At 70.3% G+C, this 12,123-nt stretch carries 9 protein-coding genes; 2 read left to right on the forward strand and 7 right to left on the reverse strand.

What is annotated here, in order from left to right; translation table 11 throughout:
• Positions 1-264 precede the first annotated feature (264 nt).
• Positions 265-1,395, reverse strand: coding sequence for a dipeptidase (locus QN245_RS15140; RefSeq protein ID WP_317843569.1), 1,131 nt, complete (start codon positions 1,393-1,395; stop codon positions 265-267).
• 179 nt (positions 1,396-1,574) lie between these two features.
• Between QN245_RS15140 and QN245_RS15145 the strand changes: the two genes are divergently transcribed.
• Entirely contained in the window at positions 1,575-2,840 is a 1,266-nt protein-coding gene (locus tag QN245_RS15145) for a cation:proton antiporter (RefSeq protein ID WP_184643924.1), read from the forward strand.
• Between the two features lie 134 nt (positions 2,841-2,974).
• On the opposite strand, the gene QN245_RS15150 is transcribed toward QN245_RS15145, so the two are convergent.
• The gene (locus tag QN245_RS15150) at positions 2,975-3,694 is read right to left on the reverse strand and encodes a hypothetical protein (RefSeq protein ID WP_317843570.1); all 720 of its coding nucleotides are present in this window, start codon (positions 3,692-3,694) and stop codon (positions 2,975-2,977) included.
• A 92-nt stretch (positions 3,695-3,786) separates the two neighbouring features.
• The gene (locus QN245_RS15155; protein ID WP_184449041.1) at positions 3,787-4,407 is read right to left on the reverse strand and encodes a glutathione S-transferase family protein; all 621 of its coding nucleotides are present in this window, start codon (positions 4,405-4,407) and stop codon (positions 3,787-3,789) included.
• Positions 4,408-4,723: 316 nt separating this feature from the next.
• On the opposite strand from QN245_RS15155, the gene QN245_RS15160 reads away from it, so the two are divergent.
• On the forward strand, positions 4,724-7,456 hold the full coding sequence (locus QN245_RS15160) for a cellulosome protein (RefSeq protein ID WP_317843571.1): 2,733 nt from the start codon (positions 4,724-4,726) through the stop codon (positions 7,454-7,456).
• A 44-nt stretch (positions 7,457-7,500) separates the two neighbouring features.
• Here the strand turns inward: QN245_RS15160 and yjfF are convergent, their stop codons facing one another.
• From yjfF to QN245_RS15180, 4 genes are read right to left on the reverse strand one after another with little or no spacing between them, the layout of a single operon-like run.
• Positions 7,501-8,526, reverse strand: a complete 1,026-nt coding sequence (yjfF, locus tag QN245_RS15165; protein ID WP_317843572.1) for a galactofuranose ABC transporter, permease protein YjfF — start codon at positions 8,524-8,526, stop codon at positions 7,501-7,503.
• Positions 8,523-9,578 carry an ABC transporter permease gene (locus tag QN245_RS15170; protein WP_184643933.1) on the reverse strand — a complete coding sequence of 352 codons (1,056 nt, stop codon included), beginning with the start codon at positions 9,576-9,578 and terminating at the stop codon, positions 8,523-8,525. The genes yjfF and QN245_RS15170 overlap by 4 nt, the downstream gene beginning before the upstream one ends.
• Complete coding sequence (locus tag QN245_RS15175; RefSeq protein ID WP_317843573.1) at positions 9,575-11,086, reverse strand: sugar ABC transporter ATP-binding protein; 1,512 nt, start codon at positions 11,084-11,086, stop codon at positions 9,575-9,577. Before QN245_RS15175 ends, QN245_RS15170 begins: the two co-directional genes overlap by 4 nt.
• 10 nt (positions 11,087-11,096) lie before the next feature.
• The gene (locus tag QN245_RS15180; protein ID WP_317843574.1) at positions 11,097-12,089 is read right to left on the reverse strand and encodes an ABC transporter substrate-binding protein; all 993 of its coding nucleotides are present in this window, start codon (positions 12,087-12,089) and stop codon (positions 11,097-11,099) included.
• Positions 12,090-12,123 lie beyond the last annotated feature (34 nt).

A 12,123-nucleotide genomic window follows, 5' to 3' on the forward strand; every position in this document is an offset into this window, starting at 1 on the left:
TGGCCGGCGTTAGCGCACGGCGTCGACCACTCCTTCAGGCAGGCGCACCCGGCCTGCGCTGACGCGCAGGGCGTTGGGCAATATCAGCAGCGGTGCGTGGGCCATGGCGGCGTGGGCGTTCGAGGAAATGTGGCCGCAAGTCTGGACCTGTGCGAGGACCCGGTCAATGCGGGCGGCGCGTTGCCGCTGGAACGGTGAACGCCGCTGTTTGCAACGCACCACCTACCGTGGCGTCACGCCAGGCCAATTGCGCACTGCACAGCGTCACACGCTCCAGATCTCGCCAAAGACCCGCTCGAAGTTCAGGCCCAGCACCTTTTCGGCGACGCGGGCGCCGTAGCCCTGGCGCAGCAACGCGTCGGCGACGCGTTCGAGTTTGCGCGGAGTGTTGGCATCGGGCAGGTAGGGCAGACGGTTCTCGCCCGGGGCGCCGATGCCATCGCGGCGCCGCTGCACCAGGTCCGCGGCGAAGGCGCGCCGGTCCTCGTCGGTAATCGGGAAAAACAGCGAGTCGGTGCCGATACCGACATGGTCCTCGCCGCAGACGTCGAGAGCGTGCTGCAGGTGACGCATGTAGTCGGCCAGCTGCGGCTGGCGGCGGTCCTCGGTCAGGAACGGCAGCATGTAGACGCCCATCACCCCGCCCTTGTCGGCCAGCGCGCGCAGCTCGGCGTCCTGCTTGTTGCGCGGATGCGCGAACACCGCGGCGCATCCGGCATGGGTGATGACCGGCGGGCGCTGCGACAGGGCGATGCCATCGCGCGTGGTCTGCAGGTTGCAATGGCTGAGATCCAGCGCCACCCCGAGCCGGTTCATGCGCGCGACCGCGTCGCGGCCGAGCGCGGTGACGCCGCCCGCGTCGCCGTCCAGGCAGCCCACGCCGAACGGCGTGGTGCGGTTGTAGGTCAGTTGCATGACCCGCACCCCGAGCTGGCGGAACAGGTCGATGCGCGCGGGCTTGTCCTCCAGCATCGCCGCCGACTCGAAGGAGAAGATCAACGCGACGCGCCCCTCGCGCTTGGCGCGACGCAGGTCGGCTGGCTGCAGCACCTTGAGGAAGTGCTGCGGCTCGCGTTCGACCAGCGCCTGCGCGGCGGCGATGTCCTGCACGGCGGTCTCGAAGTCGCCCGCCGCACCGCCCAGCGTTGTCTTCAGCACCGATACGCCGGAGTCGCGCAGTTGCTGCAGCAGTTGCGGCGCATCCGCGCCAGCGAACACCTCCCCGATCGACGCCAAGGCATTGGCATCCAGCACCAATGTGCGCCGGTACAGCGCATCGGCGCCGCTCGCATCGGCAGTGGCGGCGCCCGCGATGGCGGCCCCGGGCCGCAGGCCGGCCACGGCGCCTGCGGCCACGGCGCCCAGGCATTGCCGCCGCGTCCATCCCTTGCTCATCGCTTCGTTCCCCGGTGCGTCCTGCGGTGTCGGCGCGCGTGCGTGCCGTCATGCGCGATGCGGCGCGCGCGAGGCACCATACCGCAAACGCGCCCCGCTCCACCACGTGGCGCGGCAGCCGCATGGATTTCGCGGCGCCGGCCTCCTATCATCCGCCGACACTTCCAGGACGGCCGCCCATGACTACCCCGCAGATGTCGGTGTATTTCTTTCTGCAGGCAGCGGCGATCCTGCTGGCGTGCCGCCTGGTCGGCCTGCTGGCCAAGCGCCTGGGACAGCCGCAGGTGGTCGGCGAGATGATCGCCGGCGTCGCGCTGGGGCCGTCGCTGTTCGGCGCGCTGCTGCCGGACCTGCAGCAGGCGCTGTTTCCCAAGCCGACCCTGGACATGCTGTACGTGGCGGCGCAGTTCGGCGTCGGCCTGTACATGTTCCTGGTCGGTACCGATTTCCGTGGCGAGCACTTCCGCACGCGCTACCGCAGCGCGATGGGCGTGTCGCTGGCCGGCATCGCGGTGCCGTTCGTGCTGGCCTTCGTGCTGGCGCCGTGGCTGCTGCACGTGCCGGGGCTGTTCTCGGCCAAGGCCAAGCTGCTGGAGGCCTCGCTGTTCCTGGGCGCGGCCATCGCCATCACCGCGTTCCCGATGCTGGCGCGGATCATCCACGAGCGCGGCCTCACCGGCAGCCCGCTGGGCACGCTGGCGCTGACCGCCGGCGCGGTCGACGACGCCGCGGCCTGGTGCATCCTCGCGGTGGTGTTGGCCAGCTTCGGCGGCAGTTGGGGCAGCGCCTATCTGGCGATCGGCGGCGGCGTGGGCTACGCGCTGTTCATGATGCTGGTCGGCCGCCATTGGCTGCGCCGCCTGGCCGACCACGTGCGCCCCGACCAGCCGTTGAGCGCAGGCGTGCTCGCGGTGGTGCTGATGCTGTTCTGCGTCAGCGCCTGGGCGATGGACGCCATTGGCATCCACGCGGTGTTCGGCGGTTTCCTGCTCGGTGCCTGCCTGCCCAAGGGCGCGCTGACCGAGAAGCTGCGCGAGCAGTTGCAGCCGTTCGTGGTGGTGTTCCTGCTGCCGATGTTCTTCACCTTCTCCGGGCTCAAGACCGAGCTGAGCGTGCTGCTGGACCCGCAGATCCTGCTGGCCGCCGGCGTGGTGCTGCTGGCCTCGTTCCTGGGCAAGGGCATCGCCTGCTGGGCCGCGGCGCGGATCAGCGGCGAGAACAACCACAATGCGATGGCGATCGGCGCACTGATGAACGCGCGCGGCCTGATGGAGCTGATCATCATCAACATCGGCCTGCAGGCCGGAGTGATCGAACAGGGCCTGTTCTCGATCCTGGTGCTGATGGCCATCACCTCCACGCTGATGGCCACCCCGCTGTTCAACTGGGTGATGCGCCGCGCAGCTGGCGACGCGGTGCCGGCGGTGGCCGGCGGGAGACCCTGAGGCGCACAGGCGCCGACGAAGGCATCGTCGCAACGCCGCATCCGGAGCAGACCAGGCTCACTGCAGCCGCCGGTCGCGGCGAGCAACTCATCAGGCCCTGCTCGCCACACACGGATCTCAGAAGAAACGCGCCGTCAGAGCGGTGTCAGCCGCCACAACCCGTAGGGATTGGCGAACAGGTCGCCCGGCTGGAACTGGCTGCTGGCCTCGGCCTGGATCCGGTAGCGCGGCGCATCCGCCGCGACCGAGAACGTATGGCCCTCACGCACGTCGGGCGCTTCGTTGAACAGGTAGGAGGTGAAGGTGTGCAGCAGGCCGACCGGGTCGGTCGCCGCCTGCGCCGCGACGATCGCGTCCTTCATGCCGAACTGGTGCATGCCGCAGGAATGGACCTGCTCGCCGGTGATGTTCAGCACGTAGGCACGGTGGGCGCTGCCAAGCGCCAGGTCCGCGCACAGTTGGCGCCAGTCGGCCGGGCTGTGGGCGACGCCGCTGCTTTCGACCTTCACCCCCAGGCCGCCGGCGTCCAGCAACGCAGCGGCCGCACGCATCATCGTCTCGGCGCGTACCCGCGAGCCGCCGGCGCCGATCAGGTACACGACCGACGCATGGGTGCCGATGCGTGCCATGTCCGTGGAGCCACGCCAGTGCGGTCCGGCGGCGGCGAACGCGTCGGCCATGCGTGCATCGTGCGGCTCGTGCTGCAATTCGCACGCCGCGCCGCTGTCCATGTGCATCAGCACGTGCCCGGCGAACAGGTAACCGCCACTGTCCTGGACGATGCGCGCCAGCAGGTCGGCGCGATCCGGCCATGACCCGGGAATGCAGAGAACGATCTTGGGAGGTTCGATCATCGGTCGCGGCTCCTTGCCGTCAGTGGGATCGCAAATGCGCGCACGTCACAGGCATGTAGCCGCGACGACGCGCCGGCCGTGCACGATGCCGCTCAGGTCAGCGCCGTCATCACGCCCTTGCGGTAGGCCGGGCGCTGCTGCAGGCGTTGGTACCAGGCGTGCAGGTGCGGCAGCGCCGGGCGTTCGATCGGCATCTCGAACCAGGCGTAGGCGAAGCTGCCCAGCGGGATGTCGCCCATCGCGAAGTGCTCGCCCGACAGCCACGGCTGCTGCGCCAGCGCGGCATCGGCGGTGTGCAACAGCTCGGCCGATTGTTCCAGCGCGGCGGCGATCCTGGCGGCGTCGCGCTGTTCCGGCGCCGTGCGCAGTACGCCCCAGAACAGGTCGCGGAAGGCGCCGGCGAAGCGCGAGGTGGTCCAGTCCATCCACTTGTCGCCCTGCGCCCGCAACACCGGATCCTGCGGGTACAGCGTGCCCGGGGCGTAGCGCGCGGCCAGGTAGCGCACGATGGCGTTGGATTCCCACAACGCCAGGCCGTCGTCCTCGATCGCCGGCACCAGGCCGTTCGGATTGAGCGCGCGATAGGCCGGTGCGTCGTTGCCTCCGAACGCGCCACCAACCTCGATCGATCGGTACGCCACGCCGGCTTCCTCGGCGCACCACAGCACCTTGCGCACGTTGCTCGAGTTGTGGCGACCCCAGATGGTCAGCATGTCGGCGCTCCGGTTGCGGTTGCCGGATTCTACGCTGCAGCGCCGTGCAAGCGCGCACCGCCCGCCGCCGTCGGGAAGGCGGCCACAGCAGGAAGCACTGCAGCAGACTGCCGATCAGGATGCGCGTCCACCACGCAACCACCCGCGACAGCGCGATCCGTCGCGGGCGGCGACACCTCATCCCGATTCGGATATCGCAGCGCCGATTTACGCGATTGTTCGATGGTGGCTGGCGGCCCTATCCTGCCGCCAAGACCCGGCGGGCGATGGTTTCGCCACGCGCCGGCCGCATCGTGCCATTGCCGACATCCCGCCCATGCTCGCATCTGTTCGTTTCCCCGTCCCGCGGCTGCTGGCCCTCTGCCTCGCCACCTGGGCCGGCACCGCGACCGCGGCCGATCGCCTCACCGTCGACCTGGCGCAGGACACCGGCCCGTTCCATGGCGGCGCCTCCGGCAGTCTCTACGGTCTGTACGACGCGCGCCTGCCGTCACCCAACCTGGTCGAGGGCATGGGCCTGCGCAGCGTGGCGACCAAGGCACAGGACGGGCTGCAACATCCCGGCGCCGATGCGCTCGAGGTGATTCGCTCGATCGCCACCGGCTCCGGCGGCGATACCTACATCTACATGACCGACATCCACCGCGGCTTCCCGTACGGTTGGACCCAGGGCGACTGCGCGCAGTCCGTAGCGCACTACCTGGACGAGATCGCGCGCCAGGTCGAGCAGGTCAAGGCGCTGCCCGCGCAATACCGCCGGCACGTGGTGTTCGTGCCGTTCAACGAGCCCGAAGGCAACATGTTCGCCAAGGCCGCCGCGCCGGGACAGGCGGGTCCGGACAGTTGCAACGGCGTGGATTGGCGCAGCGACCCGAGCGCCTATTTCGACGCCTGGGACCGCGCATGGCGGCGCATCCGCGCCATCCTGCCGGACGCGCGCATCGCCGGCCCCAACACCAGCATTCTGTTCGACCAGGACAAGGGCTTCCTGCAGCATGCGCTGCGCGCGGGCACCCTGCCCGACGTGGTCACCTGGCACGAACTGAGCAATCCCGCGTCGTTGTCGCGCAGCGTGGCCCGCTTCCGCCGCTGGGAACAGGAACTCTTCGCCGGCACCGCGCTGGCCGGCCGGCACCTGCGGATCAACATCGACGAGTACGCGTTCAACTACCACACCTCGGTGCCGGGGCAGATCGTGCAGTGGGCGGCGGCGATCGAAGCGGCCAAGGTCGATGCCGACCTGGCGTACTGGAACATCGACGGCAACCTGAGCGACTCGGCGGTCCAGGCCAATCGCGGCAACGGCCAGTGGTGGCTACTGAACGCCTATGCGGCGATGCGTGGCATGCGCACCGTGGCGGTAACGCCACCGCATCCCGGGCAGGACGACAGCCTGCAGGCGGTGGCCGCCCTCGACCCGCGACAGACGCAGGCGCGCGTCCTGTTCGGCGGCAGTAGCGGGCCCGCCACGCTGGCGTTGACCCACATTCCGAGCGCCTCGTTCGGCGAGCGGGTGCGCGTGGTCGTGCGCGAAATCCCCTGGACCGGACAGCTCGGCGACGCCGCCGCACCGCGCCTGCTCGCGGACGTGCAGGTGCCGGTGGTCGCGGACCGCATCGATCTGCAGTTCGGCCACGGCGCATTGCCGGCGCTGAGCGCCGAATCGGCCTACAGCCTGGTGGTCATGCCCGGCATGCACGGCGGCCCTGCACAACCGCCGGCACTGCGCTGGCAGCAGCGGTACGAAGCAGAGGACGCCGCGCATCACGGCAGCGGCTACGAACGGCGCGGCCCGGAAGGCTCGCCGCAGGCGCTCGATCGTTTCTTCACCTCCGGCCGCTACGCCGTGGGCGGATTCGCCAGCGACCGCGATGTGCGCCTGGACTTCGCCGTCGCGGTGCCGCAGGACGGCCTCTACGATCTGCGCATCCTCGCCAACAGTTTCAACCAGGATCCGCTGATCGCTGCGCTGGGGCCGACCAATGTCTTCGTGCGCATCGACGGAGATCCGGCCAGCGAACGCGAGGTAATGCTCCCGCTCGGCTACAAGCCGGTGGTGTGGGACCACGCCGACCTGCGCCTCCGCCTGAGCGCGGGCCGCCACGTGCTCGGCATCGCCAGCGCAAGCGCGGATGGGCGGCGGCACACACGCGGCAATGCGCTGATCGACCGCATCACCCTGTCGTTGCCCGATCCCGCCAGCGAGACGCAGGTCTACGAGGCCGAACTCGCCACGCTGGCGGGCGGCGCGCAGGCGCGCTACGACCGCGACGACGTCTCCGGCGCCGGCGCGGTGGCGCTGCCGGCCGGCGCCACCGCCACCTTCTGGGTGTATGCGCCGCAGGAAGGAGTGACGCCGCTGTCGATGGACCTGGCCACGCCCGGCGCGCTGTCGCTCGCCGTCAACGGCCGCCCGCTGCAGACGCCCACGCAAGCGGTGTTCCTGCTGGGCGGGATCAACAAGATCGTGGTCGGCGGCAGCGCCGAGCGCCCCATGCTGGATCGCCTGCGGGTGGGTCCCGGCGCCATGCTCGGCCCGCACTACGAAGCCGAACAGGCGACCATCGCCGGCAGCGCGCATCGCACCCAGGCCACCCTCGCCAGCGGCGGCGCAGCGGTGACCGGCATCGGCGGCGAACCCGGCAACGGCAATACGCTCACCTTCGCCTCGGTCATGGTCGAGCGCGCCGGCCCGTACATGCTGACCCTGCGTTACGCCAACGACGAACAGTCGAAGGCAAGCCATTACAACCCGGATCCGCTGGCCCGCGTCGGGCGCATCCGCGTCAACGGGGCGCCGCCGATACTGGCGACCTTCCCGCACAGCTTCCACCGCAACAACTGGTGGGAACTGAGCGTGCCGGTCGAACTGCGCGCCGGGCGCAATCGCATCCAGCTTTCCGGCGAAGAAGTCCCCGACGCCGACGGCGTCCACTACATCTCGCAGCGTGCTCCCGACATCCTGCTGCGCTCGCGGTACGCACCGGACATCGACTGGATCGCGGTCACGCCGCTGCAGGACGACGCGGCGATGTCGGCGCCCCGCTAGCGGGTGCACCCGGCACGGTGCTCGCCACCGCGCGTTGCCCTTCGTCAGGCAACGGCATCCCCAGCCGGCAGGCGCCGGGTCAGCAGCCGTTGCAACAGGCAGAACAGCAGCAGCAAACCGCCGATCACGATGCGCGTCCACCACGAGCTGAGCGTGCCGTCGAACACGATCAAGGTCTGGATCGCGCCCAGGATCAGCACGCCGAACAGGGTGCCGATCACGTAGCCGCTGCCGCCGGCGAGCAGGGTGCCGCCGATCACCACCGCGGCGATGGCGTCCAGCTCCAGGCCCTGCGCATGCAGGCTGTAGCCGGACAACATGTAGAACGTGCACACCACCCCGGCCAGCGCCGAGCAGAAGCCGCTGAAGGCGTAGACGCGCACCTGCGTCGCCTCCACCGGCAGGCCCATCAGCCGCGCCGAGGCCTCGCTGCCGCCGAGCGCGTACACGCAGCGGCCGAAGCGGGTGCACTGGGTCAGCCACATGCCCAGCGCCACCATCGCCAGCGCGATCAGCGCGCCGACCGACAGCGACGCGCCGCCGCCCAGCGGCAGTCGCGCCTGCGCGATCGCGGTGTACAGCGGGTCGGTGATCGGGATCGAGTCGACGCTGATCAGATAGCTGGCGCCACGCGCCAGGAACATGCCGGCCAGGGTGACCACGAACGGCTGCAGGCGGTAGCGCTGGATCAGCAGGCCCATGGCGGCGCCGAAGACGCTGCCGAGCAGCAGCACCAGCGGGATCGCCGCCAGCGGCGACCAGCCGTGGCGCTCGACCAGGGACGCCGACAGCACCGTGCTGAAGGCCAGCACCGCACCGACCGACAGGTCGATGCCGCCGCTGAGGATCACCAGGCTCATGCCCACCGCGGCGATGCAGAGGAAGGCGTTGTCGATCAGCAGATTGGCCAGCACCTGCGGTGCCAGGAAACCGTCGTAGAGCACGCCGCCGGCCGCGAGCATGGCCACGAACAGCGCCACGGTGATCGCCAGCGGCAGGCGCGCGCCCTGCAGCGTGCCCGCCGCCTTGCGCAGGCCGGACACGGTCGCGCGCGGCGCCGCCGCGCTCATGGCCGCACCTGCGGCGGCGAACGCCTGATCCAGCTGCGCAGGTTGGCGCGGAACACCGGCGATTGCAGCAGCATCACCGCGAACACCAGCAGCGCCTTGATCAGCATGGTGACCTGCGCCGGCACGCCGAAGGCATAGATGGTCGCGGTCAGGGTCTGGATGATCAGCGCACCGATCACGCTGCCGGCCAGGCTGAAGCGGCCGCCATCGAGCAGCGTGCCGCCGAGGGTGACCGCCAGGATCGCGTCCAACTCCATCAGCTGCCCGGCGTTGTTGGCGTCGGCGCTCTTGACGTTGGAGCTGATCAGCAATCCCGCAAGGCCGGCGCTGAATGCGCAGAACACGTACAGCAGCACCGCGATCGACCGCGCACGCACGCCCGCCACCCGCGCCGCCCGCGGGTTGTGGCCGATGGCGCGCACGAACAGCCCCAACGCGGTGCGCCCCAGCAGCAGCTGCAACACCACGAACACCGCGGCGACCACGAACAAGGCGAACGGCAGGCCGAGCAGGAAGCCGTTGCCGAGATAGAAGTACGGCGGGTAGTAGATGGTCAGGATCTGTCCGTCACCGAGCAGTTGCGCGATACCGCGCCCGGCCACCATCAGGATCAGCGTGGCGATGATCGGCTGCATGCCGACCTTGACCACCAGCAGTCCGTTCCACAGCCCGCACAGCGCCGCCACCAGCAGCGGCGCCAGCAGCACCGCCCACAGCGGGAAGCGGCTGTGTTCGCCGCCACCGATCATCCAGGCCGCCACCGTCGCGGCGATCGCCACCACCGCGCCGACCGAGATGTCCAGGCCGCGCACCGCGATCACCAGGGTCATGCCCATCGCCACCAGCGCCAGCGGCGCGGCGCGGTTGCCGATGTCGACCAGGCTGCCGTACAGATGGCCGTCGCGCCATTGCAGGCTCAGGAAGCCGGGGTCGAACACGCCGTTGCCGAGCAGCAGCACGGCCAGCGTCGCCAGCGGCCAGAACAGCGGGTGCGCGCGCAGCCGCGTAGGCCAGCGCGCGGCAGTCGTATCGGGCGTGGCGGCGGCGCTCATGCCGCGCTCCCGGCGATCAGGTCGAAGATCGCACGCTCGCCGCAGCCGCCGGGCAGTTCGCCGACCAGACGGCGTTCGCGCAGCACCGCGATGCGGTCGGCGATGCGCGCGATCTCGGCGACTTCGGCGGAAATGAACAGCACCGCCATGCCCTCGCGGGCCAAGGCCAGGATCCGGGTCATGATGTCCTGCTTGGCGGCGATGTCGATGCCGCGGGTGGGTTCGTCGAGGATCAGCAGCCGCGGCCGCGTCGCCAGCCAGCGCGCCAGCACCACCTTCTGCTGGTTGCCGCCGGACAACAGCCCCACCGGCGTGTCCAGGCTGGCGGTCTTGATGCCCAGCACGTCCACATAGCCCTGCGCGATGCGCACCTGCTCGGCCGGCGCCAGGAACCGGCGCAGGCCCATGCGCGCCTGCAAGGCCAGCACGATGTTCTCGCGCACCGACAGCTCGGCGACGATGCCATCGGTCTTGCGTTCTTCCGGGCACAGCGCCAGGCCGTGGGCGATCGCGTCGGGCGGGCCGCGCAGGGCCACGTCGCGGCCGTCGATCGACACGCGGCCGCGATCGGCGCGGTCCAGCCCGAACAGCAGCCGCGCCAGTTCGGTGCGGCCAGCGCCGAGCAGGCCGGCCAGGCCCAGCACCTCGCCGCGGCGCAGTTGCAGATCGGTCGGGTGCAGCTGGCCGCGCCGGCCGAGGCCCTGCGCCTGCAGCAGCGGCGCCGCGTCCTCGGGCGCGGCGGCGCGCACCGCGGCGGCTGCGGCGCTGGCCGGGTCGAGCGCGCGCCCGACCATCGCCGCGACCAGTTGCGGTGCGGGTAGCGCGTCGGGCGTGTCCTCGCCGACCAGGCGGCCGTTGCGCAGCACGCTGATGCGGTCGGCCACCGCATACACCTGGTCCAGGAAATGGGTGACGAACAGGATCGCCATGCCGGCCTCGCGCAGCGCGCGCATCACCCGGAACAGCTCGGCCACCTCGCCCTCGTCGAGGCTGGAAGTCGGTTCGTCGAGGATCAGCACTCGCGCCGAGACGCTAACCGCACGCGCGATCGCCACCATCTGCTGCACCGCCACCGGATAGGTGCCCAGCGCGCGACGCACGTCGATGGCGATGCCCAGCCGCTGAAGTGCGGCCTCGGCGTCGCGCTCGACCCGGCGCCAGTCGATGCGCCGCGGCCAGCCGCGCAGCGGATAGCGACCGGCGAACAGGTTCTCGGCCACCGACAGGTTCGGGCACAGGTTCACTTCCTGGTACACGGTGCTGATGCCGAGCCGTTGCGCCTGCTGCGGCGACGCCGGCGCGACAACGGCGCCGTCCAGCACGATGCGCCCGGCGTCGGCGGCCGTCACCCCTGTCAGCAACTTGATCAGGGTCGACTTGCCGGCGCCGTTCTGGCCCATCAGCGCGTGGATCTCGCCGCCGCGCAGGCGCAGCGCCACGTCCTCAAGCGCGGCCACGCCGGCGTAAGCCTTGCTCAGTCCCTGCGCCTCCAGCACCAGCGGATGCATGCGCGCGCCCTCAGTACTTGCGCTTGGGCAGTTCGGCCGCGGCCTGGTCCTGGGTGTACACCGACTCCTCCACCACGATGCGCTTGGGCAGGGTCTTGCCGGCCTTGAGGTCGCGGATGGCCTGCACCAGTTGCGGGCCGAGCAGCGGATTGCATTCGACGGTGACGTTGAGCTTGCCCGCCTGCATCGCCTCGAACGCGCCCTTCACCCCGTCCACCGAGATCACCAGGATGTCCTTGCCCGGCTTCAGCCCGGCCTCCTCGATCGCCTGGATCGCGCCGATCGCCATGTCGTCGTTGTGCGCATAGAGCACGTCGATGTTGCGCCCCTCCGCCTTCAGGAACGCCTCCATCACTTCCTTGCCCTTGGCGCGGGTGAAGTCGCCGCTCTGCGAGCGCACGATCTGGAAGCGCGGATGCGCCGCCAGGATTTCCTTGAAGCCCTTCATGCGATCGATCGCCGGCGCCGAGCCGACGGTGCCTTGCAGCTCGACGATGCGCACCGGCTTGTCGCCGTCCTTCAGCGGCGAGCGCTCGACCAGCCAGCGCGCCGCCTTGCGCCCTTCCTCGACGAAATCCGAGCCGATCAGGGTGACGTACAGGCTGTCGTCGGACACCTTTACCGCGCGGTCGGTGAGCACCACCGGGATCTTCGCGGCCTTGGCCTCGCGCAGCACCGTCTCCCAGCCCGATTCCACCACCGGCGAAAACGCGATCACGTCCACGCGCTGGGCGATGAACGAACGCAGCGCCTTGATCTGGTTCTCCTGCTTCTGCTGCGCGTCGGAGAACTTCAGCTTCATGCCGGCATCGGCGACGGCCTGCTTGATCGAAGCGGTGTTGGCGGTACGCCACTCGCTCTCGGCGCCGACCTGGCTGAAACCGACGGTCAGTTGTCCGGGCGCCTTGCCCGCGTCCTTGCCGCCGCCGGAACAGGCGGCCAGCGCCATGCCCAGCAGCGCCACGATGCCCAGCGCACGCATTCCCGACTTGTGCTTCTGCATAGCCCCTCCTCGTTGATGGCACGCTGGCGGCGGA

Origin of the sequence: Xanthomonas rydalmerensis (assembly GCF_033170385.1) — a bacterium.
GTDB lineage: Bacteria > Pseudomonadota > Gammaproteobacteria > Xanthomonadales > Xanthomonadaceae > Xanthomonas_A > Xanthomonas_A rydalmerensis.